The sequence below is a fragment of the Pseudomonas sp. 14P5.3.2 genome (assembly GCF_057799175.1).
On record NZ_JBYOKU010000034.1, the window covers coordinates 47,642 to 73,751 of the forward strand.

Annotated in this window: 24 protein-coding genes, 1 pseudogene and 1 riboswitch; of the genes and pseudogenes, 14 read left to right on the forward strand and 11 right to left on the reverse strand. The window is 60.8% G+C overall.

The window, feature by feature from the left end; all coding sequences use genetic code 11:
- The first annotated feature begins 113 nt into the window (after positions 1-113).
- On the forward strand, positions 114-599 hold the full coding sequence (locus tag AC27VU_RS23095; RefSeq protein WP_003228114.1) for a hypothetical protein: 486 nt from the start codon (positions 114-116) through the stop codon (positions 597-599).
- 63 nt (positions 600-662) lie between these two features.
- A complete protein-coding gene (locus tag AC27VU_RS23100) occupies positions 663-950 on the forward strand; it encodes a PA4642 family protein (protein WP_003228112.1) in 288 nt (95 codons plus the stop codon).
- A 185-nt stretch (positions 951-1,135) separates the two neighbouring features.
- On the opposite strand, the gene mqo is transcribed toward AC27VU_RS23100, so the two are convergent.
- The gene (gene mqo / locus AC27VU_RS23105; RefSeq protein ID WP_123587805.1) at positions 1,136-2,644 is read right to left on the reverse strand and encodes a malate dehydrogenase (quinone); all 1,509 of its coding nucleotides are present in this window, start codon (positions 2,642-2,644) and stop codon (positions 1,136-1,138) included.
- Between the two features lie 705 nt (positions 2,645-3,349).
- On the reverse strand, positions 3,350-3,583 hold the full coding sequence (locus tag AC27VU_RS23110) for a hypothetical protein (RefSeq protein ID WP_003228102.1): 234 nt from the start codon (positions 3,581-3,583) through the stop codon (positions 3,350-3,352).
- A 205-nt stretch (positions 3,584-3,788) separates the two neighbouring features.
- Here AC27VU_RS23110 and AC27VU_RS23115 point away from each other — a divergent pair, with 205 nt between their 5' ends.
- Positions 3,789-4,373, forward strand: a complete 585-nt coding sequence (locus tag AC27VU_RS23115; protein WP_003228101.1) for a YajG family lipoprotein — start codon at positions 3,789-3,791, stop codon at positions 4,371-4,373.
- A gap of 192 nt (positions 4,374-4,565) precedes the next feature.
- On the opposite strand, the gene AC27VU_RS23120 is transcribed toward AC27VU_RS23115, so the two are convergent.
- Positions 4,566-4,772: a hypothetical protein gene (locus AC27VU_RS23120; RefSeq protein WP_027612213.1), complete on the reverse strand. Its 207-nt coding sequence runs from the start codon at positions 4,770-4,772 to the stop codon at positions 4,566-4,568.
- Positions 4,773-4,966: 194 nt separating this feature from the next.
- Between AC27VU_RS23120 and AC27VU_RS23125 the strand changes: the two genes are divergently transcribed.
- Positions 4,967-5,245, forward strand: coding sequence for a hypothetical protein (locus tag AC27VU_RS23125; RefSeq protein ID WP_003228098.1), 279 nt, complete (start codon positions 4,967-4,969; stop codon positions 5,243-5,245).
- A gap of 217 nt (positions 5,246-5,462) precedes the next feature.
- On the opposite strand, the gene AC27VU_RS23130 is transcribed toward AC27VU_RS23125, so the two are convergent.
- Positions 5,463-6,626: a 1-acyl-sn-glycerol-3-phosphate acyltransferase gene (locus AC27VU_RS23130; protein ID WP_003228096.1), complete on the reverse strand. Its 1,164-nt coding sequence runs from the start codon at positions 6,624-6,626 to the stop codon at positions 5,463-5,465.
- A 142-nt stretch (positions 6,627-6,768) separates the two neighbouring features.
- Between AC27VU_RS23130 and AC27VU_RS23135 the strand changes: the two genes are divergently transcribed.
- Genes AC27VU_RS23135 through AC27VU_RS23145 form a run of 3 tightly spaced genes read left to right on the forward strand, consistent with a single transcriptional unit; the run spans position 6,769 to position 7,882 of the window.
- On the forward strand, positions 6,769-6,951 hold the full coding sequence (locus AC27VU_RS23135; RefSeq protein ID WP_020799766.1) for a CPXCG motif-containing cysteine-rich protein: 183 nt from the start codon (positions 6,769-6,771) through the stop codon (positions 6,949-6,951).
- A gap of 10 nt (positions 6,952-6,961) precedes the next feature.
- On the forward strand, positions 6,962-7,222 hold the full coding sequence (locus tag AC27VU_RS23140; RefSeq protein ID WP_003228093.1) for a putative signal transducing protein: 261 nt from the start codon (positions 6,962-6,964) through the stop codon (positions 7,220-7,222).
- A 36-nt stretch (positions 7,223-7,258) separates the two neighbouring features.
- Entirely contained in the window at positions 7,259-7,882 is a 624-nt protein-coding gene (locus AC27VU_RS23145) for an SOS response-associated peptidase (RefSeq protein WP_473018166.1), read from the forward strand.
- A 105-nt stretch (positions 7,883-7,987) separates the two neighbouring features.
- Here AC27VU_RS23145 and AC27VU_RS23150 read toward each other — a convergent pair whose 3' ends face one another.
- The gene (locus AC27VU_RS23150; protein WP_400508457.1) at positions 7,988-8,830 is read right to left on the reverse strand and encodes a methyl-accepting chemotaxis protein; all 843 of its coding nucleotides are present in this window, start codon (positions 8,828-8,830) and stop codon (positions 7,988-7,990) included.
- Between the two features lie 12 nt (positions 8,831-8,842).
- Positions 8,843-10,189: pseudogene (locus tag AC27VU_RS23155) on the reverse strand (methyl-accepting chemotaxis protein); the annotation flags it as partial.
- 203 nt (positions 10,190-10,392) lie between these two features.
- On the opposite strand from AC27VU_RS23155, the gene AC27VU_RS23160 reads away from it, so the two are divergent.
- Positions 10,393-11,211, forward strand: coding sequence for a M48 family metallopeptidase (locus AC27VU_RS23160; protein ID WP_262143288.1), 819 nt, complete (start codon positions 10,393-10,395; stop codon positions 11,209-11,211).
- 182 nt (positions 11,212-11,393) lie between these two features.
- On the opposite strand, the gene AC27VU_RS23165 is transcribed toward AC27VU_RS23160, so the two are convergent.
- From AC27VU_RS23165 to AC27VU_RS23175, 3 genes are all read right to left on the reverse strand, one after another.
- Positions 11,394-11,978 carry a TMEM165/GDT1 family protein gene (locus AC27VU_RS23165; RefSeq protein WP_003228090.1) on the reverse strand — a complete coding sequence of 195 codons (585 nt, stop codon included), beginning with the start codon at positions 11,976-11,978 and terminating at the stop codon, positions 11,394-11,396.
- A gap of 88 nt (positions 11,979-12,066) precedes the next feature.
- Positions 12,067-12,191, reverse strand: a riboswitch (yybP-ykoY riboswitch).
- A gap of 39 nt (positions 12,192-12,230) precedes the next feature.
- Positions 12,231-13,229 (reverse strand): methyltransferase, encoded by a 999-nt coding sequence (locus tag AC27VU_RS23170; protein ID WP_003228088.1) that lies wholly within the window; start codon positions 13,227-13,229, stop codon positions 12,231-12,233.
- A gap of 33 nt (positions 13,230-13,262) precedes the next feature.
- Positions 13,263-14,228 carry a 2-hydroxyacid dehydrogenase gene (locus AC27VU_RS23175; protein WP_488724999.1) on the reverse strand — a complete coding sequence of 322 codons (966 nt, stop codon included), beginning with the start codon at positions 14,226-14,228 and terminating at the stop codon, positions 13,263-13,265.
- Positions 14,229-14,501: 273 nt separating this feature from the next.
- On the opposite strand from AC27VU_RS23175, the gene AC27VU_RS23180 reads away from it, so the two are divergent.
- Positions 14,502-15,131 (forward strand): LysE family translocator, encoded by a 630-nt coding sequence (locus tag AC27VU_RS23180; protein ID WP_003228086.1) that lies wholly within the window; start codon positions 14,502-14,504, stop codon positions 15,129-15,131.
- A 127-nt stretch (positions 15,132-15,258) separates the two neighbouring features.
- Here the strand turns inward: AC27VU_RS23180 and AC27VU_RS23185 are convergent, their stop codons facing one another.
- Positions 15,259-16,023, reverse strand: coding sequence for an AraC family transcriptional regulator (locus AC27VU_RS23185; protein WP_488725000.1), 765 nt, complete (start codon positions 16,021-16,023; stop codon positions 15,259-15,261).
- 100 nt (positions 16,024-16,123) lie between these two features.
- Between AC27VU_RS23185 and AC27VU_RS23190 the strand changes: the two genes are divergently transcribed.
- The 5 genes from AC27VU_RS23190 to AC27VU_RS23210 all read left to right on the forward strand — a co-directional run bounded on the left by AC27VU_RS23190 (position 16,124) and on the right by AC27VU_RS23210 (position 25,673).
- Positions 16,124-17,308: an MFS transporter gene (locus AC27VU_RS23190; protein ID WP_103485761.1), complete on the forward strand. Its 1,185-nt coding sequence runs from the start codon at positions 16,124-16,126 to the stop codon at positions 17,306-17,308.
- A gap of 146 nt (positions 17,309-17,454) precedes the next feature.
- Positions 17,455-19,137 carry a fatty acid--CoA ligase gene (locus AC27VU_RS23195; RefSeq protein WP_003228080.1) on the forward strand — a complete coding sequence of 561 codons (1,683 nt, stop codon included), beginning with the start codon at positions 17,455-17,457 and terminating at the stop codon, positions 19,135-19,137.
- A gap of 336 nt (positions 19,138-19,473) precedes the next feature.
- A complete protein-coding gene (locus tag AC27VU_RS23200) occupies positions 19,474-21,363 on the forward strand; it encodes a DUF1302 domain-containing protein (protein ID WP_103522113.1) in 1,890 nt (629 codons plus the stop codon).
- Between the two features lie 28 nt (positions 21,364-21,391).
- Complete coding sequence (locus AC27VU_RS23205) at positions 21,392-22,756, forward strand: DUF1329 domain-containing protein (protein ID WP_003228077.1); 1,365 nt, start codon at positions 21,392-21,394, stop codon at positions 22,754-22,756.
- Between the two features lie 184 nt (positions 22,757-22,940).
- The gene (locus tag AC27VU_RS23210; RefSeq protein ID WP_488725001.1) at positions 22,941-25,673 is read left to right on the forward strand and encodes a winged helix-turn-helix domain-containing protein; all 2,733 of its coding nucleotides are present in this window, start codon (positions 22,941-22,943) and stop codon (positions 25,671-25,673) included.
- 95 nt (positions 25,674-25,768) lie between these two features.
- Here the strand turns inward: AC27VU_RS23210 and AC27VU_RS23215 are convergent.
- Positions 25,769-26,110, reverse strand: a 342-nt coding sequence (locus tag AC27VU_RS23215; RefSeq protein ID WP_488725002.1) for a M10 family metallopeptidase C-terminal domain-containing protein, incomplete at its 5' end; no start/stop codon positions are given.

Sequence of the window (26,110 nt, forward strand, 5' to 3'; positions counted from 1 at the left end):
GTGCCGCAGCTCCTACATGGGATTGATGTACACCCTGTAGGAGCTGCGGAACGCTGCGATCTTTTGCTTTTAAAAGACTGCTAAAGTGCTCGGCCCCGCCCCCGGAGCCTGTCATGAGCCTTTTGATCCGCAGCCTTGCCGCCCTGTTGCTGACCCTCAGCCTGCCCCTGGCCGCCGCCCCGGCGCCGATGCACAGTCAATTTCTGCCGCCAGACGACCTGACCCTGCGCGATGCCGAGCCCGAGCAGCAACAACTGCTGCAAGTCACCGATTATTCGGTGGTGGTCGGTGCGCAACGCCAGTCCAATCAGCAGCCAATCCCCGTCACGTCGCCGCTGATGATCCGTCTCAAGGGCAAGTCGTTGAACAAGGGCGCGACCATCACCCAGGTGCTGGTCAATTTCGATGGCGAAAGCAAGAGCCTGAAAAAACCGGTTTATGACGACAAGAGCAAGACCCTGACCCTGTATTACCCGCTGGCCCAGTATCGGGTAGTGATCGATCTGCTGCGCAACGACACCGTCTATGTGCAATTCCTCAGTTACGCCAACGGCCACATCTGGGCCGATCTGCACACCGGGGCCGTTCGTTCGCGTTGAGCCTTGTGGCGGGGCAGGGGTAAACTGCCCGCCCCGTGTAATGTCTGCGAGCTGGAGTCGGCAATGCGTAAAGATAAGAAACAGGTGATTGGTGACGAGATCGGCGATGAGCAGATCAAGCTGTTCCTCGATTTTGAGCCGGTCGACGCCACTTCGCCGTCGCTGCACAAACTGGTCAAGGCCTATCGCGGCCTGCGCATCGATGACTTCGAACGCTTTCTGACCTTCTTCGTTGCCGCTGGCTACGACGTCGATGGCAAGGATGAGCACGGCAAGACCTTCGTTGAGCTGATCGCCGATCAGCGCAACGCCCCGGACTACATCGAACTGATCGAAAAAGCCCGCGCCTAACACCATCATTGTGGCGAGGGAGCTTGCTCCCGCTGGGCTGCGCAGCGGCTCCAAGATCTTGTGAGCGCTGCGCACTCAAGCGGGAGCAAGCTCCCTCGCCACAGTGGTCGGTGGTTCAACTAAGTCCTGGCCATAAAAAAACGCCCCGCACTCACTGAGTACGGGGCGTTTTTTATGGCGCAAGATCAAGCGAAGCTTGGGGTCTCGCTGCTTTCTTCAACCAGTTCCAGGGCGATGTTGTTCTGCGTATTGATCTTGCGATACAGCGCAGCATCGGTTTCCAGAACCTTTTCGCGGGCCGGGAAGATCTCCGCCAGTTTGGCCGCCCACTCACCCTTGGCCTTGGCCGGGAAGCATTTCTCGATCAGCTCGAGCATGATCGAAACGGTCACCGAAGCCCCTGGCGAAGCGCCGAGCAGGGCGGCGAGGGAGCCGTCTTTCGCGGCGACCAGTTCGGTACCGAATTGCAGGATCCCGCCCTTTTTCGGGTCTTTCTTGATGATCTGTACCCGTTGGCCGGCCACTTCCAGGCGCCAGTCTTCGGCTTTCGCCTCCGGGTAGAAGCGGCGCAGGGATTCCAGGCGCTGCTCCATCGACTGCATCACTTCGCTGACCAGGTACTTGGTCAGGTCCATGTTGTTTTTCGCCACCGCCAGCATCGGCCCGATGTTGCCGGCGCGAACCGACAGCGGCAGGTCCATGAAGGAACCGTGCTTGAGGAACTTGGTGGTGAAACCGGCGTATGGTCCGAACAGCAGGGATTTCTTGCCGTCGACCACGCGGGTGTCCAGGTGCGGCACGGACATCGGTGGCGAACCCACTGCCGCCTGGCTGTAGACCTTGGCCTGGTGGTGCTTGACCACTTCCGGGTTGTCGCAACGCAGCCACTGCCCGCTGATCGGGAAGCCGCCGAAGCCTTTGCTTTCTTCGATGCCCGAGGCCTGCAGCAGCGGCAGGGCCGCGCCGCCAGCGCCGAGGAAGACGAACTTGGCGTCGACTTCACGGCTGGCGCCGCTGTTGACGTCCTTGATGCTGACGGTCCAGCCGGCGCCGTTACGCTTGAGGCCGGTGACGCGCTTGCAGTATTTGACCTGGGTATCCGGTGCGCTGGTCAGGTGCTTGAGCAACTGATTGGTCAGCGCGCCGAAGTTGACGTCGGTGCCGTTCATCACGCGGGTGGCGGCCAGCACTTCATCCGGCGAGCGGCCCGGCATCATCAGCGGCATCCACTCGGCCATCTTGGCCTTGTCTTCGGTGTATTCCATGTCGGCGAAGGCGTGGTGCTTGCTCAGCACGTTGAAGCGTGACTTGAGGAAGGACACGCCGCTGTCGCCCTGGACGAAGCTCAGGTGCGGCACCGGGCTGATGAAGGATTTGCACGAGCCGAAGGTGCCTTTTTTGGTCAGGTACGACCAGAACTGCTTGGACACTTCGAACTGGGTGTTGATGTGCACGGCTTTCTTGATGTCGACGCTGCCGTCGGCTGCCTGCGGCGTGTAGTTCAGCTCGCACAGGCCGGCGTGGCCGGTACCGGCGTTGTTCCACGGGTTGGAACTCTCCGCAGCACCGGAATCCATCAACTCGACGACTTCCAGCTTGATCGCCGGGTCGAGCTCTTTGAGCAGTACTGCCAGGGTGGCACTCATGATGCCGGCCCCAACCAGAACTACGTCGACTGCTTCGTTATGCGCCATTTAACGCGTCTCCAAAATCTGCAGCACCAAATTGTCGGCATGGCTGCCAGGGAGTGACGGGGCAGGTCAGTTGCGCCCCGGATACCCATGGTCAGGTTCGTCATGTCCGAATCTTCGCAATTTTTCGCAACTTCGACGGATGCATGCGGCCTGGCTTCAAGAGTTGCATGAACTCATTTCAGCACGCGGCTGGCAATTCGACTTATGGTCGAGACATCCGTTTTGTGCAACCAAATCCGTAGCGGACAGGCTTCAGGCTCCGATGTTCGAGGTATCCCCGGTCCTGTGTCGTTGGGCTGTTTCAGACGCTAATGGTGCATGTTCAGACGCAAAACTATTCATTTGCTCGCCACACTCTTGTGAAGTTGTGAAAACCCGTTTTTTTCACGCTCTTTTGAAGACGTGAACCTCAAAAAGGGCTGTCCAGGCCTGGCACCGTGCCCGCAAAGGCAAAACAACGCGGTGGCCGAGCGTATGACAGCTCTGCAGATTCGCGAAAAGCGGGGTTTTGCCGGAAGAACAGGCAAGCGCGCCAACTTCACTCGATCTGTGTGGGCGGCTCTCTGTGGGCGATTTTGATGGCTAATGCTGGGCATTGCCGGTGTTGCGGGGCCCGATCAGGAGACGTCCTTATAATCGGGGGGAGATTGTATCGAAGAAATGCGGGCAGTTGCTCGTGTTTAATGACTTTTATTAGGCATCCGGTCAGATGCTCAACATCGCTTGCACGCGTGCGCGGGGCTGCGACGGTATGACGCGGGCGCTGGCGGGCAGTGGCTGGTGCAACCAGTTGAGACGGATTTCTTCGATTTCCACCCAGCCATCGCCCATCGGTTGCAGGCTGCACTGCTTGAATGCCTGGCAATGACCGTTGCGGTCGAGCAGGGCAAAGCTGCGGTGCAGCGGACGTGGAGCGAACAACGAGATCAGATAACGCATGGCCAGGTACCTTGTTGGAGGACTGGTTTGAAGCTTGCCAAGCGGCCGTGACGCCAAGGTGTATGGGCGGTGAATAATCTGTGACAGGAACCGCATTCCCACGGGTGGGTCAGACATTCGAGTATTCACTGTCGAGTGCTGGTTACCCGCAGTGGCCCACCGCTATACTGCCGGCCTGTTTGTGCCTGATTCTGGAGAAAAGAGCATGTTGCAACGCCTGTTGTTCGGTTTGATCACTGTGACCAGTTTGACCCTGGTTGGCTGCGCCCACAGCCCGCAACAACTGAGCCCGGAACCCAAGCTGACCACGCAGTTGGCCCCGGTCGGCCATGGCCAGCAAGTGGTGGTGCGCGTGGTTGACGGTCGTCCGTCGCCAACCCTCGGCACCCGTGGCGGCCTGTACCCGGAAACCAGCGCCATCACCGTGCAGCGTGAGCAGATCCTGCCGAAGCTGCAGGCGCAGGCTGAAGCCGCGGTGCGTCTGCTCGGCTTCACCCCGACCAGCAACGGGATGAACGCGCCGCAACTGACCGTGACCCTGACCGAGCTGAAGTACCAGTCGCCGAAAGAAGGCATGTACGTGACCGAAGCCACCATCGGCGCGACCTTCCGCTCCGATGTGCAGAGCGGCAACCGTCGCTACAGCGGCCGCTACGGTGCTTCGCTGGACCAGCGCTTCGGCATGGCGCCGAACCAGGAAACCAACACCAAGCTGGTCAGCGACGTGTTGAGCGATGCCTTGACCCGTCTGTTCAAGGACCCGACCGTAGGTCAGATCCTCGCCGAGTAAGCTGTTCGGCAGATGTGCAGAAGCCCGACGCCAGTGATGGCGCCGGGCTTTTTTGTGGCCACATAATTCATCTGAATACTCATACAACTGTGGGAGGGGGCTTGCTCCCGAAAGCGGTGGATCAGTCAACTCAGAAGTCGACTGACACTCAGTCTTCGGGAGCAAGCCCCCTCCCACAGGGACAGGCGTGTGTCAGGCAGCCTGGGAGTAGAAGTCGAGCACGCTCACGCCGGTCAGCAGATCAGTCTCCGGCAAGTCCGCGTGCTGATGCCCGCCGAGGGCGCAATACACCAGCCAGTGGCGATCCTGAACATTGAAGGCAAGACTGCCGACGAGGCTCTGTTGTTCGTCGGTCGGGGTGATGAGGTACAGGCGATCCTGGTTTTCGGCGTGAAGCATGTCGCGTTCCATGTGTGTTTCGAGGCGCGCATGGTGGCCGATGTAAATGACGATGCCGTGACACAGGGCAGCCATCGGTCGATTGTCAGGTTATTTGTCGCAAAGGGTAGGGTAGTGGAGGCGTGTTTCGGTAGAATCCGCGCCGCGGTCGTCGATCTGGCGCCTGCCACACCGATTCAGTTCCGAGGTCTGTGATGTCGCTGCACTTGATGACGCTGTTTACCGCCCATCCCGCCAAATTGATCAACCTGCTGGCACTGGCACTGGCCTTTCCAGGCAGTTGGTTGCTGCACGCGACCCGCCGTCGTGAACAACGTGCTCTGGCCAGCATCGCCGCTCAACGCCAGGCTCAACCGAATGCCGAACCGATTCTGGATTGGGCAACGTTGCGCATGAACCGATTTTTCTACCGCTTCGGTTTTGCCTGCCTCGGCCTGGCCCTGATCGTTTCCTGGATCAGTACCCGCTTCTAAGGACAGCACAAACCCTTGTGGCGAGGGAGCTTGCTCCCGCTGGGCTGCGAAGCGGCCCCGATTCAGGTAAACGCGGTTTTTCAGGTATACCGCGTGATCTGGTTTTGCGACTGCTGCGCAGCCGAGCGGGAGCAAGCTCCCTCGCCACAAGGTTTGATTGAATCAGATAAAAAAACGGCGCCCCGAGGGCGCCGTTTTTGCGTCGAGTGGAAAGCGCTTACAACGGCAACCCGGCTTTTACGCGGTACTGATTACGCACCGGTGTCGCATATTGCAGCACCAGATACGGACGGTGCTCCTCAGGGCAGGCGTCCAGCCGGCGCTGCCATTCTTCCTGTGCCTTGGCCAGCTCATCGGCCGGGAACACCTCGGCGGCCTTCGGCACGTTCAGTTGCGGATCGGCATCGGCCCACATCGCATACGCCAGGTAATGCACCGGGAACAGGCGATAACCGCCGAGAATCTGCTTGTCCATCTCGACCGCCAATTGCTTGGTGTCTTCGAACAGCTCGGTGATCGGCGCGGCGAAGTTCACGTGCACCCGGCCCTTGTAGCCGGTGATGCCCTTGGCGATGCTCACGTCATCCTCGCCCGGTGCCTTGGTGTAGGTGCCGGTGGTGGCGCGGATGTACAACTCGCGGGCCTTGGCCTGATCGCATGGGTCGTATTCGTAGCTGATCGACACCGGGGTCAGGTTCAGCGACTGAATCACTTCGCCGAACGGCTCGTCCTTGCGGCTCATGTGGAACATCTTGAGGATCGCCGACTCGGTGCGGTCGTCACCATCCTTCGCCCGGCCCTCGGCCTGAGCGATCCAGATCGACGCGCAGTCGTTGCGGATCGAGTGGTTGATGTACGCCGACAGCAACTGATACGCCGCCATCTTCTCGCGGCGCCCGGTGATCGAGCGGTGCACGATGAAGCTCTTGTTCAGGCGCATCAGGTCGCTGACAAAAGGCTTTTGCAGCAGGTTGTCGCCGATCGCGATGCGCGGGGTCGGCAGGCCGGCGTGGTACACGGCATAGTTGACGAAGGCCGGGTCCATCACGATGTCGCGGTGGTTGGCGATAAACAGGTAGGCGCTGCCGGACTTGAATTGCTCGACACCGGTGTAGGTCACGCCATCAGTGGCGCGCTCGATGGTGTGGTCGACGTAAAACTCGACTTTGTCCTGCAAAGTGGCCACGGAGGTCACGTCGGCAAACTCACGACGCAGCCGATGGGCTATAAGTGGTTTGAGCATCCAGCCGAAGGCACCGGCAAAACGCGGGAAGCGGAAGTGGGTGAGGATATCTAGAAACGCCTTGTCGCCGAGCAGTCTTGCCAGTACCGCAGGTACTTCGCTGTCGTCGTAAGGTCGGATGGCATCGAATTCGCCCATCATGCTCTCTTGTTGGAAACGGCTAGGGTAAGTAAAGGTTTTGATCGAAAACCAACGGGGCACGGTCTGAAAAGGTAGCCAGACAAAAATAGCCCTGCAAATAGACCGGCGATTATACGCACAAGTCACCTGGGAGACCGCGATGCTGGAAAGCGCACTGTATGAATGTCCGTATTGTGGTGAAGAGGTCGAGACGACAGTGGACTTGTCCGGCGGCGATCAGACCTACATCGAGGACTGTCAGGTGTGTTGTCGACCGATCACGTTTGTCTTGCAGGTGCATGGCGAAGATTGGTTTCTGGAAGTCTTCAGCGAAAACGAGTGAGGGGGCGCCCATGCAGCGAATCTACGAGCCGGAAAACCTGATGGAAGGCGAGATGCTCAAGGGCATGCTCGCCAGCGAGGGCATCGAGGCGCACCTGGTGGGCCGGGATTTGCTGGGCGGCACCGGGGAATTGCCGATTTTCGGCCTGCTCGGCCTGTCGGTCGAAAACGACCAGGCCGAATACGCCCGCGAACTGATCACCGCGTACAATGCCGCGCTGCCGCTGCCCGGCGATGAACCGGAGAGCTTCCCCGGGACGCTGGTCTGTTAGGCTGACGTTCGTTTTATTTTTGAGTCGTGTTGCGCCATGTGTGGACGTTATGCCCTGTTTCGCTGGAACCGCGATTTCGCGGCCCTGCCCGGATTTCCCGCCGATCAGCAGGCGCAGTGGAACATTTCCCCCAATGATTCGGTGTTGATGCTGCGTGCCGAGGCCGACGGCCAACGCACCCTGGCCCGCGCCCGTTGGGGCCTGACGCCGCCGTGGCTGACCGATCTGTCGCGTACCCCGGCGCATGCCCGGGCCGAAACCGTCGCCGAGCAACCGATGTTCCGCGAGGCGCTGCGCCTGCGTCGTTGTCTGTTGCCGGCCAACGGTTTCTACGAATGGCGCGGCAACCTGCGCAAGCGCCCGTACTGGCTGACGCCGGGGGAGGGCTCGTCGCTGTTTTTCGCGGCGATCTGGGAGGCGTATCCGGTGCAGGAGCAGGTGTGGCTGAGCACCGCCGTCATCACGCAGCCGGCGGCCAGTCAGCGCCGACCGTTGATTCTCGATGAGGCGGGGCAGGCGGCATGGCTCGATCCTGCGACGCCGCTGCATGTGCTGCAGGGCCTGCTCGCCAGTGAACCGACGGCGTTGCGCGAGCGGGTGTTGGCGAATCTGATCAATGATCCGAAGCTCAATGGGCCGGAGTGTCTGACTCCGGGTTGAGTTGATGCTGTGCCGCCCTCTTCGCGAGCAAGCTCGCTCCCACAGGTTTTGTGAACGCCGCAAAATTACTGTGGGAGCGGGCTTGCTCGCGAAGGGGCCTTTGGATCAGACCTTGAACTGATTGATCAACCGCCGCTGCTGCTCCGCCAATTTAGTCAGGCCGGCACTCGCCGAACTCGACTCATCCGCACCGCCCGCGACTTCATTCGCCACCTGACCGATATTGATCACATTGCGGTTGATGTCATCGGCCACTGCGCTCTGCTCTTCAGCGGCACTGGCAATCTGCGTGTTCATGTCATTGATCACCGACACCGCCTGAGTAATCGTCTCCAGCGCCTCGGCCGCTTTCGCCGCGTGCTGCACGCTTTCGTCGGTGCGGTTCTGGCTGTCCTCCATGACCCGCACCACATCGCGGGTGCCCTGTTGCAGTTGCTGAATCATGGTCTGGATTTCTTCGGTGGCCTTCTGGGTCTTCTGCGCCAGATTGCGCACCTCGTCCGCCACCACGGCAAAGCCGCGACCCTGCTCGCCGGCCCGCGCCGCTTCGATCGCCGCGTTCAGCGCCAGCAGGTTGGTCTGCTCGGCGATCCCGCGAATCGCGGTGAGAATCGCGTTGATGTTTTCGCTGTCCTTGGCCAGCGTCTGCACCACGTCCACCGCTTTGCCGATTTCCAGCGCCAGCGCACCAATCGAGTTCGACGTATCACGGACGATCTGCATGCCCTGACCGGCGGCCTGATCCGCATGGCTCGCTGCCTGAGCCGCTTGGGTAGCGTTGCGCGCCACGTCCTGCGCAGTGGCGGTCATTTCCTGCACCGCGGTGGCGACCTGATCGATCTCGGCCATTTGTTTCTGAATGCCGATGTTGGTGCGGATCGCGATGTCGGCAGTGTGCTCGGAGGAATCGCTGACGCTCTGCACCGATGTCACCACCTGCGTGATCATCGCCTGCAACTTGGCGAGGAAGGTGTTGAAGCCCTTGGCGATCGAGCCCAGTTCATCACTGCGATCACTGCTCAAACGACGGGTCAGATCGCCTTCACCTTTGGCAATGTCATCGAGCATGGCGACCATCTGCTTCAGTGGTCGGGCGATGCCGTGACCCACCAGCCAGATCACCAGCAGACCGATGGCCGCAATGATCAGGCCAACCATGGCCATGCCAAAGGTGTCTGACTTGCGCTGTGCATCGAGATCGGCCTGGAGTTTTTGCAGATCGGCCATCACCGCGTTCAACGGCAGCTGCAGCATCAGCGTCCAGCGCGCGTCGGTCTGGCCGATGCCGAACGGCAGGTACAGTTCGATGCGGCCCTTGTCTTTGTTCACCGAGTAGGTGACTTCGCCGCGCTTGAGATTGGCCATGTTGGCGATCTGCTCGGCATCGAGGATGTCGCTGACTTTCTCGCCAAATTTGCTCGGGTCCTTGGTGTAGGCGACGATCCGGCCGTTGCCGCCGATCAGGGCCATTTGTCCGGCGCCGCTGTACAGTTTCTGGTTGGCACCGAGGAGCATTTCCTGGATGAAGTTCACCGACAGGTCGGCGCCGACAATGCCCTGGAACGCGCCGTTGAGCATGATCGGTTCAATAAAGGAGGCGAGCATGACGATCTTGTCGCCGACCTTGTACGGCGCCGGATCGATCACGCAGGATTTCTTGCTCTCTTTCGAGCACAGGTAGTACTCGCTGGCCCGTACGCCAGTGGACAGGACTTTCTGGTCGTCGACGTCCGCCAGTTTGTCCAGGCCCAGGGTGCCGTCGTCATTGCGGAACCACCAGGGCAGGAAGCGCCCGTTGGCCGCGTCGACACCGACCACGCGGGTGCCGACGTAGGCCGCGTCATTGTGGTCCAGGGCGTTTTTTTCCCAGCCGATGTAGGTGCCGAGAATTTTCGGGTTCTGCTCGACGTTCTCCTTGATCAGGCTGATCAGTTGCTCGCGGCTGATGGTCAGGCGTGACTGGCCGTCGGCGCCCGGCGTGCCGAGCAGCGCGTTGACCCGCACCAGTCCGCCGGCAATCAGCAGCGGTGCTTCGAGTTCGCGCTGGATCTGGCTGACCTGAGTCTGCGCCAACGAGGTCAGGCGTTGTTCGATGACTTGTTCGAACTGCGCCTGGGTGCGCTGTTGCACCATCTCCTGGGTGCGGGCACCGGAAAACAGCGCGTACAGCACCAGCGCGGCGACCACGCTGAGCACGATGGCGCCGGCCAGGGCGGCGACGGAAAACTGGATCGACTTGAACTTCATGGGAGCTCCGCACGCAAGAGGACGTCTGCGCTGTTGTATCGGCAGCAGGCATTGGGCCATGAGCGTTGAGCGGAACAAAGGGCGGAGGATGTCGCAAATGGATCAGTGTGCGGCGCAGCTGTGCAGGACTTGCGCAGGCGTGTGAATTTTTTCCTACAGGGGCAGCGGCCAATTTCTGAAAGTGCATGCAACGCGTCTGTTGTATCTGGCGTCGATACAATTGACCCCCTACGATACGCGGCATGTTTTCAGGGAGCTTTTGAATGAACAAGACATTGGTTGTAAGTGCACTGAGCGCAGCGCTGTTGCTGGCCGGTTGTCAGTCGGTCAACACCACCAGCGGCGGAGCCGTGGGGGTGGAGCGCAAGCAGTACATGTTCAGCATGCTGTCCTCGCAAGAGGTCGACCAGATGTATGCACAGTCTTATCAGAAGACCGTCGGCGAAGCGTCGAGCAAAGGCGTACTGGACAAGACCAGCCCGGAGGCCAAGCGGGTTCAGGCGATTGCCAACCGGCTGATCGCCCAGGCACCGAACTTCCGTCCGGACGCCGCGCAATGGCAGTGGGAAGTCAATCTGATCAAGAGCGATGAGCTCAACGCCAACTGCGGGCCTGGCGGCAAGATCATTTTCTACACCGGGCTGATCGACAGCCTGAAGCTGACCGACGATGAAATCGCGGCGGTCATGGGCCATGAAATCGCCCACGCCCTGCGCGAGCACGGTCGTGAAGCGATGTCCAAAGCCTATGGCGTCGAAATGGCCAAGCAGGGCGCCGGCGCGTTGTTCGGTCTGGGTCAGGACAGCCTGGCGCTGGCCGACACCGTGGCCAACTACGGCATGACCTTGCCCAACAGCCGCGCCAACGAAAACGAAGCCGACCTGATCGGTCTGGAGCTGGCCGCTCGCGCCGGCTACAACCCGAACGCGGCGATCACCCTGTGGGACAAGATGAGCAAGGCCTCGGAAGGCGCACCGCCGGAATTCATGAGCACCCACCCGGCCTCGTCCAGCCGGATCGCCTCGCTGCAGGCGGCGATTCCAAAAGTCATGCCGCTGTACGAAAAAGCCCCTAAATCCTGATCAGCACCAAGGCAAGGCGAACTTGATTTTGTGGCGAGGGAGCTTGCTCCCGCTCGGCGGCGCAGCCGTCGCAAACCCTGCCAATGCGGTGTTCATGTTTGATCGCATTGGCAGTATCTGGGCTGCTTCGCAGCCCAGCGGGAGCAAGCTCCCTCGCCACAATGATGTGAAAGGCTCAGGGGTTAAATCCAGCCACTGCTCTGCATCGCCTTGTACACCGCAACGATCGCCAGAATGAAGAACGCCGAAGCGGCCAGGCGACGGATCAGGGTCAGCGGCAGTTTCTCCGCAGCAAAATTACCCGCCAATACCACCGGCACGTTGGCAATCAGCATGCCCGCCGTGGTGCCGATGATCACCAGCCACAGCTCCGGATATTGCGCCGCCAGCATCACGGTGGCGATCTGCGTCTTGTCACCGATTTCCGCAAGGAAGAACGCGATCAGCGTGGTCAGGAAGGGGCCGAACTTGCGTGCGGTGCTGGCTTCATCGTCGTCCATCTTGTCCGGGACCAACGTCCACAGCGCAGTGGCGGTAAAGCTCGCGGCGAGAATCCAGTGCAGGACCGAGTCTGAGAAGAAGCTGCCGAACCAGGCGCCTACCGCACCGGCTGCTGCGTGGTTGGCCAGGGTCGCAGCGACAATACCGGCAATGATCGGCCAGGGTTTGCGAAAGCGAGCGGCGAGAATCAGCGCGAGCAGTTGCGTCTTGTCGCCGATTTCGGCCAAGGCAACGATTGCGGTGGGAACGAGTAACGAGTCCAGCATCAGGATTTTCCTAAGGGGCGGGTCGACACGGCTATGACACGTACAGCCTTCCCGCCCCGGGTAAGGTGTGCGTGTCATAGGTCTTGTCAAACCCTGCGATCCGTCTGGTGCGGACGCTTGGGTCGCATACGCCATGATCTGAGGATCAAGTATGTTGACGTATGCCGGACGAGCTTGGCGCTCGTGGGAGACTACTCCCCTAGGACGGAGCGGATTCTGCCTAGGCAGAATCCATTCGGCAAGTGCTAATTTTCAGCCGCGCTTGGCCCGGTAAATCCGGAAACCATTGCCTTCGGCCTTGATCGCACACACGCCCAGATGCTCTTCGATCAGTGGCTGATACTTCAGGAAGCTGTTCGCAACCAGGCGCAGTTCGCCGCCGTTTTTCAGATGTTTGGCCGCTTTTCGCAGCAAGTTCTCGGTAGCGAAATAATCCGTGTGCACGCCGACATGAAACGGCGGATTGCTCAGAATCGCGTTCAAACCCATCGGTGCAGCGTCGATGCCGTCACCGGTCAGCACTTCGGCTTCCAGACCGTTGGCCGCCAATGTCAGGCGACTGCTGGCGGCGGCGAAGGCATCGACGTCGAGCAGGGTCACCTGATTGTGCGGATAGCGACGTTTGACCGCCGCGCCCAACACCCCGGCGCCACAACCGAAGTCCAGCAGGTGACCGCTCGGCAATTTGTCCAGATGCTCCAGCAGCAGGGCGCTGCCGCGGTCCAGTCGACCATGGCTGAACACGCCCGGCAGACTGATGACTTTCAACGGGCCTTCGGCCAGTGGCAACTCATAAGTCTGCGCCAGGCTTTCCAGCGATTTGGCTTCGGGTGCATTGGCCACGGTGACTTGCCACAGTTGGCAGTGACGGGCGCTGTCGAGTTTGCGCGGCTTGCCGAACGGGTTGAGCTGCTTGGACGCACCCTCGATACCGCTGCGTTTTTCCCCGACCAGAAACACCTCGCGCCCGGGCAGACGTGCGGCCACGGCATTGAGGATGTAATCGGTCAGATCCTTGGACTTGGGCAGAAACACCACGGCGCTGTCGAATTCGCGCTCCGGCACATTCACACCGAAATGGCTGCGACCTTCGAAGCGCGCATCGAGTGCCGCTTGATCGCCGGCATGCCAGCACCAGCCGAACGCATTGGGTAGGCGCCCGAGCAAATCGTCGGCAGGCAAACCGGCCAGCAACAGCGAACCCTGGAATAACTCGGCCTGACGAAGCAGTACTTCACTGCGCGGATCCATAACTGCTCCTTGGAAAAAAAGTGCCGCAGTTTATCAACTGACGACCCGCAGCGCTGTACCGCTGAAGAACGCCTGGGCGTTTTCGGTCAATTGGCCGACGATACGCTGCCGCGCTTCGCGACTGCCCCAGGCGTTGTGCGGGGTGACGATCAGCCGCGGAATATCCGCCGCAAGTAGCGGATTGCCGTTGACCGGCGGTTCGACGCTGAGCACATCGGTGGCCGCGCCGCCGAGGTGACCGTTGCGCAAGGCGTCCGCCAGGGCCTGTTCATCGATCAATCCGCCGCGCGCAGTGTTGACCACAAACGCGCCGGGTTTCATCGATGCCAGCTCGCGGGCGCCGATGAAGTGCCGGGTGTGTTCGTTGAGCGGGCAGTGCAGGGTCAGGGCGTCGATCTGCGGCAGCAGTTCGGCCAGTGGCAGACGATCCGGGCGCGCCGGCCGGCCCGGAATCTGTCCGAGCAATACACGCATGCCGAATGCTTCGGCCAGGCGCGCGACCGCACCGCCGAGTTCACCGTGACCGAGCAGACCGAGGGTTTTGCCTTCCAGTTCGACAATCGGGTAGTCGAGCAGGCAGAACTGTCTGGCCTGTTGCCAGCGACCCTCGCCGACGGCTTTCTGATAATCCGCCAGGCGGGTGGCGAGGTTGAGCAGCAACATGATCGTGTGCTGCGCCACCGACGGCGTGCCGTAACCCTGACAGTTGCACACGGTGATGCCATGGGCGCGGGCCGCGTCCAGATCGACGTTGTTGGTGCCGGTGGCGGTGATCAGGATCAGTTGCAGATCCGGGTTGGCGGCCATCGCGGCGGCGTCGATGCGGATCTTGTTGGTGATCGCCACGCTGGCACCGTGCAGGCGCTCGCTGACCTGTTCAGGCAAGGTCTGAGCGAACAGTTGCAGATCGCTGAAGCAGGCGCGCAACGGGCTGAGGTCGAGATCGCCGAGATCCAGTGACGGGTGATCGAGGAATACGGCGCGGCGCGGGTTCGTCATCAACTGTACCTTTTGTGCTTGGAACGGAAGGCGTAATCTGCCGAGCCTACCAGATGAAACAAATGGTTACGCACAGCGCCCGCAATACCCTGTGGCGAGGGAGCTTGCTCCCGCTGGGCTGCGAAGCAGACCCAAACCCATTCACCGTACTGTGTCAGGCACACCGGTGTTTCAGGTGTTACGACTGCTGCGCAGCCGAGCGGGAGCAAGCTCCCTCGCCACAGGGTTTGAGCCAGTTGATGAATTGTTTTTACTCATTAAAGAGGAGCCCCCATGTACTGGACCGAGTTCTTGACCGTTGCACTGATCCACCTGTTGGCCGTGGCCAGCCCCGGCCCGGACTTTGCCGTGGTGGTGCGCGAGAGCGTGACCCATGGGCGTCGCGCCGGCACCTGGACCGCGCTGGGTGTGGGCACGGCGATTTTCCTGCACGTGGGCTATTCGCTGCTGGGCATCGGCCTGATCGTGTCGCAGTCGATCGTGCTGTTCAACGCCTTGAAATGGGCTGCTGCGGCGTACCTGCTGTACATCGGCTTCAAGGCTTTGCGCGCGCAGCCGGCGAAAACCGTCACCGATGACTTGCACAAGGAAGCCGGCGTGCGCACCGCTCGCGGCGCCTTCACTTCGGGCTTCGTCACCAATGGCCTGAACCCGAAAGCCACGCTGTTCTTCCTCTCCCTGTTCACCGTGGTGATCAACCCGCACACGCCGCTGGCGGTGCAGGCCGGTTACGGGGTTTATCTGGCGGTCGCGACGGCTGTCTGGTTTTGCCTGGTGGCGATGCTGTTCAGTCAGCAGCGCGTGCGCGCCGGTTTTGCCCGCATGGGCCACTGGTTCGACCGCACCATGGGCGCAGTGCTGATCGCGATCGGCGTGAAACTCGCCTTCACCGAGATGCACTAAGAGCTGAAACCCGATCAAACTGTGGGAGCGAGCTTGCTCGCGAAGGCGTCGGATCAGTCGATATCACAGGTGACTGGAAGATTGCTTTCGCGAGCAAGCTCGCTCCCACAGGGGAGATGGGGAATTCCTACACGAGTTGGCTGAGCTTGCTCAGGGTGTTCAGGTACTCCCGGGGATTTTCCCCAAGCAAACGGCGAAACATCGCGCTGAACGCCCGCGCGCTGCCGTAGCCCAAGTCCCGTGCCACGCTTTGTACGCTATCCCCGGCGAGCAGGCGCGGCAGGGCTTCCATCAGGCGCAGTTGCTGGCGCCAGGCGTTGAAACTCATCTTCAGTTGTCGCTGGAACAGCCGCGCCAGGGTGCGCGAGCTGGCGCCGACCTGCTGCGCCCAGTCTTCCAGGGTGTTGGGGTGATCGGGGGTGTGCAGCAAGGCCAGGCAGATGTTTTGCAGGCGCCGGTCAGTGGGCATCGGAATGTGCAGCGGCAGGTTTTCCAGGCTGGCCAATTCTTCCAGCATCAGTTGCTGGATCAGCGGATTGTCGGCATGGGGCGGGCCTTGTACCGCACGCAAAATCAATTCGCGCAACAGCGGTGTCACCGCCAGCACGCAGCACTGTTGCAGGCTGGCCGGTGACAGTTCGGGGGCGATGAACAGTGAGCGCATCTGCACATCGCCGGACATGAAAATCTCGTGCGCGACCTGCGGCGGAATCCACACCGCGCGGCTCGGTGGAATCACCCAGGCACCAAGATCGGTGACCACCCGCATGATCCCTCTGACGGCATACAGCAACTGCGCCTCGCGGTGCAGGTGCAGCGGCTGGTGGGAACCGTCCAGATAATCCCGGGGATAGGCACTCACCGGGCCGTGTTCGAAATGGCTGATCAACATGTCGGGTTTGATGACCTGAATGGCAGATATGCGCTTTTTCGCCAACTTAGCATAAAGCCGCTGACAACAATCCGCCCATAACAAACACAAGCGTGCCGCCATGAACCAATCCCGAAACGTGATCCGCTACGTCAATGCTGCCCATGTGATCGACCACATGTTCATGCTGATTTTCCCCGCCGCCGTGCTCGGCATGACCCAGGCCTTCGGCCTCGACTACGCCGCGCTGATCGGCCTGTCACTGGGTGGCTTCATTGCCTTCGGTGCCTGTTCGCTGCCGGCCGGCTGGCTGGGTGATCACTGGAGCCGGCGGCAGATGATGCTGGTGTTTTTCTTCGGCATCGGCGCCTCGGCGATCTTCACCGGGTTGAGCAGCAGCCCGACGATGCTGGTGATCGGGCTGACCCTGATCGGCATTTTCGCGGCGATCTACCACCCGGTGGGTACCGCGATGCTGGTGGCCTACGCGCAGAACCGTGGCCGGGAAATCGGCATCAACGGCATGTGGGGCAACCTCGGCGTGGCGTTTTCGGCGCTGATCACCGGGTTGCTGGTGGCGCAATTCGGCTGGCGCTCGGCCTTTGTGTTACCGGGCGTGGTGGCGATCGTGCTGGGTATCGGTTTTGCCCTGCAGGTGCGTGAAGAGCCGATCCCGCAGCGTCCGCACACCGTGCTGAAAGGCGCTGCCGGTCAGAAGATTTCGATGCTCATGGTGTTTGGTGTGCTGGCGCTGGCGACGGCCACCGGCGGTGTGGTGTTCAACGCCACCACCATGACCTATCCGAAGCTGTTTCAGGAGCGCTTGCATGACCTGTTCGCCTCGCCGCAAACCCTTGGCGTGGTGGTCAGCCTGGCGTATGCCTTCGGCGCGGTGGCGCAGTTGAGCATCGGGCAGGTGCTGCATCGGGTCAGTCTGAAATGGCCGTTTCTGGTGCTCACGCTGTTTCAGGCGCCGCTGTTATACGGCATGGCCCATGTCGATGGCTGGGCGGTGATCGTGCTTGGAGCGGCGTTCATGTTCGTGGTGTTCGGCCAGGTCACGGTGAACGACTCGATGGTCGCCAATTTCGTTGCACCGCAGTGGCAATCCCGGGTGTTCGCCCTGCGTTACTGCCTGTCGTTCGGCGCCAGCGCAACGGCGATTCCGCTGATTTCCTACGTCGAGCCGCGCCATGGTTTCGTCGGGCTTTACCTGATTCTGGCGGGTTTTGGCGCGTTGACCTTCCTCGCTGCCGTAGCTTTCCCACGCACACCTTCCGAAGCGGCTGTAGGACAAGCCGCCTGAGTGGGGCTGAATACCGGCAAATGCTGGCTCAAAGCTAGCATTTGTACGGCTGTGCAAATCATTCCTTCGGCTGATTTGACTGGGGTATAACGGCTCTAGAGTAACGCTCTCTACGCCAACACCGTGCAGCCAGAAAAGGGATTCATATGTTGCAGACTCGCGTCATTCCCCCGGCCGATGGGGCCTACCAGTATCCATTGCTGATCAAACGGCTGCTGATGTCCGGCGCCCGTTACGAGAAAACCCGCGAGATCATTTACCGAGACCAGTTGCGTTACAGCTATCCGACTCTGATCGAGCGGGTTGCGCGGCTGGCCAATGTGTTGACGGCGGCGGGGGTGAAGGCGGGTGACACCGTGGCGGTGATGGACTGGGACAGCCATCGCTACCTCGAGTGCATGTTTGCCATTCCGATGATCGGCGCGGTGATCCACACGATCAACGTGCGCCTGTCGCCGGAACAGATCCTCTACACCATGAACCACGCCGAGGATCGCTTCGTGCTGGTCAACAGCGAGTTCGTCGGGCTGTATCAGGCCATCGCGCCGCACCTGACCACGGTAAAGAAAACCCTGCTGCTCACCGATCTGCCGGAAAAGACCGCCGAGCTGCCGAATCTGGTCGGCGAGTACGAGCAACTGCTGGCCGCTGCGAGCCCGCATTACGACTTCCAGGACTTCGACGAGAACTCGGTCGCCACCACCTTCTACACCACTGGCACCACCGGTAACCCGAAAGGTGTGTACTTCACCCATCGGCAACTGGTGCTGCACACCATGGGCGTGTCGACGATCATGGGCGCGATCGACAGCGTGCGCCTGCTCGGCACCAACGATGTGTACATGCCGATCACTCCGATGTTCCATGTGCATGCCTGGGGCCTGCCGTACGTGGCGACCATGCTCGGGCTCAAACAGGTTTACCCGGGGCGTTACGATCCGGAGTTTCTGGTCGAGCTGTGGCGCAAGGAGAAGGTCACGTTCTCCCACTGCGTGCCGACCATCCTGCAAATGCTGCTCAACGCCAAAGGCGCGCAAGGCACCGATTTCGGTGGCTGGAAGATTGTCATCGGTGGCAGTGCGCTCAATCGCACGCTGTACGAGACCGCCAAGGCCCGAGGCATTCAGCTCACGGCGGCGTACGGCATGTCCGAGACCGGGCCATTGGTCTCGTGTGCGCATCTGAACGACGAACTGATGGCCGGCACCGAAGACGAGCGCACCACTTACCGGATCAAGGCCGGTGTGCCGGGGCCGCTGGTGGAAGCGGCGATCGTCGATGGCGACGGCAACTTCCTCCCCGCCGACGGCGAGACTCAGGGCGAACTGGTGCTGCGCGCGCCGTGGTTGACCGAGGGCTATTTCAACGAGCCGCAGAAGGGCGCCGAACTCTGGGCCGGTGGCTGGCTGCACACCGGGGACGTGGCAACGCTCGACAGCATGGGCGTGATCGACATCCGCGATCGGATCAAGGACGTGATCAAGACCGGTGGCGAGTGGATCTCTTCGCTGGACCTCGAAGACCTGATCAGCCGTCATGTGGCGGTGCGTGAAGTAGCCGTGGTGGGGATTGCCGATCCGCAGTGGGGCGAGCGGCCGTTTGCCCTGCTGGTGATCCGCGAAGGGCACGAGATCGGCGCGCGCGAACTCAAGGAACACCTCAAGCCATTCGTGGAGCTGGGGCACCTGAGCAAGTGGGCGATTCCGAGCCAGATCGCCCTTGTTACGGAAATTCCCAAGACCAGTGTCGGCAAACTCGACAAGAAGCGCATCCGCCTCGACATCACCGAATGGCAGGCCAACAACAGCACCTTCCTCTCGACGCTCTGAGCGTCTGCTGGCGCGCCGAAAACGGCGCGCCAGACCCACCAAGCAAGCGCTTGGCTTGTGAAATCGAAAAAATCAGCCATCCTTGCCGGGCCGACATGTGTCGGACTGGCGAAAGGACTGTTCCAGAGTGGCCGGCAGCTGCAAATCACACTTTAGAGGGATCAAGCAGTAGCACCTGCTGGCTATAGTCCGCTCAAGGATTTTTAAGAACGGGGCACACGCACAAACGGGGCGATGCAATTTTGGAGTGATGTCGGGTGGCTACTGGCTCCCGGTCTTCCAGGCGTTTTTAAAAGTACTCACTGCCATAACAATAATGCACATGGAGTAGCGTCGATGACATCAGTAAACCAGTTCTGGCGCCGGGCTAAACTGCCTCTGGCCGTCAGTCTTGCCTCTACGCTCGCCGGGCCCGCATTCGGCGTCAGTTTCAACGTCGGTGAAATCGAAGGCCAGTTCGATTCCTCGCTCTCCCTGGGCATGAGTGTTTCGACCCAGCAGCCGAACAAGGATCTTATTGGTGTCAACAACGGCGGCAAGGGCTTGTCCCAGACCTCCGACGACGGTCACTTGAACTTCAAGAGCGGGCAAGCCTTCTCGAAGATCTTCAAGGGTATCCATGATCTCGAATTGAAATACGGTGACACCGGGGTCTTCGTCCGGGGCAAATACTGGTACGACTTCGCGCTGCAGAATCAGGACCTGGAATACAAGGACGTCAGCAACCACAACCGCGACGTCGCAGCGCGTTCTTCCGGCGGGCAGATCCTCGACGCCTTCGTCTACCACAACTACTCGATTGCCGATGAGCCGGGTTCGGTGCGTCTGGGCAAGCAGGTGGTGAACTGGGGTGAAAGTACCTTCATCGGCGGCGGCATCAACTCGATCAACCCGATCGACGTGTCCGCGTTCCGCCGTCCGGGTGCCGAGATCAAGGAAGGTTTGATTCCGGTCAACATGTTCTACGTGTCGCAGAGTCTCACCGAGAACCTGTCGGCCGAAGGTTTCTACCAGATCGACTGGCAGAAGACCGTGACCGACAACTGCGGCACGTTCTTCTCGCAGCCGGACATCGTTACCACTGGTTGCGACGACAACCTGCGGGTGCTGAACAAGCGTTCGACCATTCCGGGTATTGCGCTCGGGCCGTTGGCCAACGCTGGCGTCGACGTCAACGAAGAAGGTGTGCTGGTGCGCCGTTCGCCTAACCGCAACGCACGTGACAGCGGGCAATGGGGTGTTTCCGCCAAGTACATGTTCGACCCGCTGGCCACCGAGTTCGGCGCCTACTTCATGAACTACCACAGCCGTGCGCCGATCTTCAGCGCCACCGGTGCGCCACAGTCGATCTATAACGGCGTCAAGGCATTGCCAGGGCCGTTCCAGGCACTGGGCCCGCTGGTGGTGGCAGGCAACTCGGAATACTTCATCGAATACCCTGAAGACATCCGCCTCTACGGTTTGAGCTTCTCCACTACCCTGCCTACCGGTACGGCGTGGAGCGGTGAGGTCAGCTATCGGCCGAATGCGCCGGTGCAGTTGAACTCCACCGACATTCTGTTCGCCGGCGTACGTCCGCTGGGTGGCGCGTTGACCAACGCGTCGATCCTCAACGGCGTGCCGGGCCAGGATCTGCACGGTTACAACCGTAAGGAAATCACCCAACTGCAAACCACCCTGACGCACTTCTTCGATCAGGTGATGGGCGCCAACCGTCTGACCCTGGTAGGTGAAGTCGGCGTGACCCACGTCGGTGGTCTGGAAAGCAAATCCGAAGCCCGTTACGGCCGCGATCCGGTGTTCGGTCCGGGTGAACTGCCGTCGACCGGCGGCCTCAACACCTGCTCGCAAATCCTCAACACCTCGACCATCAATGGCGCAGGGGCCGGGGCTTCTAACAGCAACGTGGCCAGCAACTGCAACAACGACGGTTTCACTACAGCGACCTCGTGGGGCTATCGCGGTCGGGCAATCTGGGATTACAGCGACGTGTTCGCCGGCGTGAACCTCAAGCCGAACGTGGCCTGGTCCCATGACGTCAAAGGTTACTCGCCTGGCCCTGGCGGCAACTTCGAGGAAGGTCGCAAGGCCGTCAGCCTCGGGCTGGATGCCGAATATCAGAACACCTACACCGCGAGTCTGAACTACACCAACTTCTTTGGTGGTCGCTACAGCACGGTTGATGATCGCGACTTCGTTGCACTCAGCGTTGGCGTGAACTTCTAAGCACAGTTTTTTCAGGACGAACACACATATGAAAATAACAAAGAGTCTGTTCCACGCGGGTGTTCTGGGGCTTTCGCTGCTGGCGACCGGCGTCATGGCGGCAGTGCCTGCTGCCGAAGCCGACAAGCTCGGCAAAAGCCTGACACCCATGGGCGCCGAAATGGCCGGCAACGCCGACGGTTCGATCCCGGCCTGGAAACCGCTGCCGAAGAATGCCGGCACGGTCGACAGCAAGGGCTTCCTGTCAGACCCGTACGCCGGTGAAAAACCACTGTTTACCATCACCGCGCAGAACGTCGAGCAGTACAAGGCCAAGCTTGCTCCGGGCCAGTACGCGATGTTCAAACGTTACCCGGACACCTTCAAGATGCCGGTGTATCCGTCCCATCGCGGTTCGACCGTGCCGGATAGCGTATTCGCCGCGATCAAGAAGAACGCCACCACCACCAATCTGGTCGCCGGCGGCAACGGTCTGGAAAACTTCGATACCGCCGTGCCGTTCCCGATTCCGAAAAGCGGTCTGGAGGTGATCTGGAACCACATCACCCGTTATCGCGGTGGCAGCGTGACCCGTCTGGTGACCCAGGCGACTCCGCAAACCAACGGCTCGTTCAGCCTGGTGTACTTCCAGGACCAGTTCGTGTTCCGCGACAAGATGAAGGACTACGATCCGGCCAACCCGGGCAACATCCTGTTCTACTTCAAGCAGAAAGTGACCGCGCCGGCACGTCTGGCCGGTACCGTGCTGCTGGTGCATGAAACCCTCGACCAGGTGAAGGAACCGCGCAAGGCCTGGGTCTATGCCACTGGCCAGCGCCGTGTCCGTCAGGCGCCACAAGTGTCGTATGACGGTCCGGGCACTGCCGCGGACGGTCTGCGTACCTCCGACAACCTCGACATGTACAACGGTGCACCGGATCGCTACGACTGGGCGCTGGATGGCAAGAAAGAGATCTATATTGCCTCCAACAGCTACAAGATCGATTCGCCAAACCTGAAGTACACCGACATCATCAAGGCCGGTCACATCAACCAGGACCTGACCCGTTACGAGTTGCGTCGTGTCTGGCACGTGGTCGCCACCCTGAAACCGGGTCAGCGCCATATCTATGCCAAACGTGACTTCTACATCGACGAAGACACCTGGCAGGCAGCGGTCATCGACCACTACGACGGTCGCGGTCAGCTGTGGCGTGTGGCCGAGGCGCATGCCGAGGACTACTACGACAAGCAAGTGCCGTGGTACGCGCTGGAAGCCCTGTACGACCTGCAATCGGGTCGCTACCTGGCACTGGGCATGAAGAACGAAGAGAAGCAGGCGTATGACTTCGGCTTCTCTGCCACCAAGAGCGAATTCCAGCCAGGCAACCTGGGCCAGGACGGTATCCGCTAAGCTTTGACCCGAGGCCGCATCCTCGAAAAAACGCCCCGACTGGTTCGGGGCGTTTTTTTGCCCGGCGTAATTGGCTGAACCTTTTTGTAGCCATTTGTAGCAGCAACCTTCATAACCGCTACGTTTAAGGCTAGGCTGCGGACATCTGCTACGCCGCCAACAGCCATTCAAACAAGAGCCGGCCATGACTGATCTGTCCCCGCTTCCGGGTCCTGCAAGCGTTGCCGTCGCGACACTGGACGGACGTTTTTTTCGTCCGCCACTGCCCGACGGCTATGTGTTGCGACCGCGTCTGTGTGAACGCCTGAGCGCCGGGCTCGGTGGACGTCTGTTGCTGGTTTGCGCCCCCGCCGGCTTCGGCAAGAGCTCGCTGGCGGTGGAGTTCTGTCAAAGCCTGCCGGCGCACTGGCAAAGCCTGTGGCTGGGATTGAGCCCGCGGGATAACGATCCGGGGCGCTTTCTAGAGCGCTTGCTGGAAGGGCTGCAGGATTACTTTCCGGATCTGGGCAGTCGCGCGCTCGGCCTGTTGAAGATGCGCCAGCGCCATCAGCCGTTTGCCTTCGAAGAATGGCTCGACGGCTTGCTCGACGAGTTGGCGCTGCAACTGCAACCCACCGCGCCGTTGCTGCTGGTGCTCGATGATTATCATCTCGCCCAAGGCCCGGTGCTTGATCGCTGCCTGCAGTTTTTCCTCAATCATTTGCCCGATGGCTTACTGGTCATGGTCACCAGTCGCCAGCGCCCGGACTGGCATCTGGCGCGCCTGCGCCTGTCGCGGCAACTGCTGGAACTGCATGAACAGGATCTGCGCCTGACCCATGACGAAGCCGTGACCCTGCTTGATCGGCACAGCAGTTCCCTGCGCGGCGAGGCTCTGGAAAACCTGATCCAGCGCAGCGAGGGTTGGGTGGCCGGGCTGCGTTTCTGGTTGCTGGCGGCATCCGAAGCCGGTAGCGAGGCCGCGTTGCCGCAAGCGCTGAACGGCGGGGAAGGGCTGATTCGCGACTACCTGCTGGAAGAAGTCATCGACTGCCTGCCCGCCGAAGTGCAAGCGTTTCTCTACGACACCGCCCCTCAAGAGCGCTTTTGCAGCGAGCTATGCGACGCGGTGCGCGAAGCCCACGACAGCGCCGAAATCCTGCGTTTTCTGCTGGCGCATCAGGTATTTCTGGTGCCGCTGGACGAACACGGTCACTGGTATCGCTATCACCATCTGTTCTCCGATCTGCTGCGCAGTCGGCCCATTGCTCGACCGTTGGTGCCCGCCGCGACGTTACACCTGCGCGCCTGTCGCTGGTTCAATGCGCAAGGCCTGCTCGACGAAGCGGTCGAACAGGCCTTGCGCGCCGGGCATCTGGATGTGGCGGCCAATCTGGTGCAGAACCTGTCCGAGGAACAACTGCTCGCCGAGCAGAACGTCGGCATGCTGCTGCGCTGGAAAATGGACTTGCCCGACAGCCTGCTGATCAGCACGCCACGCTTGATCGTGCTGTACAGTTGGGCGCTGGGGCTGGCCTGTCAGCTTGATGCGGCCGAAGAACTCGCCAGTCATCTCAGCCGTTTTCTGCCGGCACCTTCGGCCACCGCACAGAAATCGATGTTGGCCCAATGGCTGGCGCTCAAGGGCATCATCGCCCGCGGGCGAGGCCATCGCGAGCAGACCATCGAGTATTGCAGCGAAGCGCTGGAAAGCCTGCCGGCCAAGCGCTACGGGCAGCGCCTGATGTGCCTGTCGACCCTGTCCAACCTGGCGATTGCCGACGGTGACCTGTGGCGAGCACGGGGCCTGAACCGCGAGTCGCTTGAGCTGGCGCAGCGGGTCGGCAACCCGTTGTTCGAAGCCTTGGCGCATTACGACCGGGCGCGGGTCCTGCAATCGCGGGGGGAAATACTGCGCGCCCTGGATGAGGTGCATCAGGGCCTTGATCGTCTGCGCGGGCTGTCGGCGCAACGTCTGTACGCGGTGCGTGCGCGGCTGACGCTGTATGAAGGTTTTCTGCTGTCGATGCGCCTGCAACCGCAGCAGGCCCGGGCCCGATTGCTGAGCGGTCTGGCCGAAGCGCGGGCCTGCCGCGATATCAGCGTATTGATCGGTCACTGCGTGATCGCCCGTCTGGACGGCAGCGCCGGCGAGTTTGCCAAGGCCTTCGCCGAACTCGCTGAAGCCGAGCGCCTGATGCACATCTGGGACGTGCCGCCGATCTACTATCTGGCGATGATCACCCTGGTCAAATGCGAACTGTGGCTGGCGCAGGGCCGTACCGATCTGGCTGAAGCCTGGCTGGCGCGACTTGGCCAGACCTACACCGGCGAGCGCGCAGCGGCGCCACCGGAGTTTCATCCACAGTTGCCGCTGCACGTCGAACTGCAGCAGGCGTTGCTTGATGTGATCAAAGGCCAGCCGATGCTCGCCGAAGGGCGACTGAACGTGCTGCTGGAAAACGGTCAGCAAACCGGACGCCAGTTGCTGTGTGTAATGGCGCTGGCGCAGAAGGTCGCCTTGTTGCTGGGCACCGGCCGCGAACCGGAGGCGCGCAAGGCGTTGAGTCAGGCGCTGGAAGCGGCGGCTGGCGGCGTGATACAGCCGTTTGACGCGCTGATCAGAGAATATCCGGACTGGTTACGCAGCCAATTGCACAACTCACCAGCGCTGGCAGGACAGCCGTTACTGGCGCATTTTCCGCTGGTGGCGACTCGTCCGGTGGTTGAGTCCACCGCTGCCGAACAACTCAGCAGCCGGGAGCTGGCGGTGCTGCGCTTGATTGCTCAAGGCTGTTCCAATCAGGAAATCAGCGAACAACTGTTCATTTCGCTGCATACCGTGAAAACCCATGCGAGTCATATCAACAGCAAGTTGGGGGTTGAGCGGCGTACGCAGGCGGTGGCGCGGGCCAAGGAATTGGGTGTTTTGACTTAGCGCTACGGCTTATCGACACCCACAAAAACGCCCCAAATGATCGGGGCGTTTTTTGTTGGTGTCCCGACCTGCGAGCAAGTCGGGTAGTCGTTATATCAGGCCACCAGATCGTTGGAGCTGAAGCTGTTTACACCCACCAGCTGGATCTCGAAATCCGCACCGGCGTTGCCGCTGACGTTACCGGACAGCACGTGGTCGACGAAGCGCAGTTGGCCTGCGCCGGTGAAATCGGCTGCACCGATGAAAGAGAAACCGTTGAAACCGGCATCCAGCAGGTTGGCATCAAATTTCGTCAGGTCGATTTTGTCGCCCTGTGCGCTGTTGAAGTCAGTGATGACGTCGCGGTTGATGCCCAGACCCATTTCGCTGACAGCGCCGAAAACAAAAGTATCTGCTCCGGTACCGCCAATCAGGGTATCGGCACCTGCTCCCCCGTC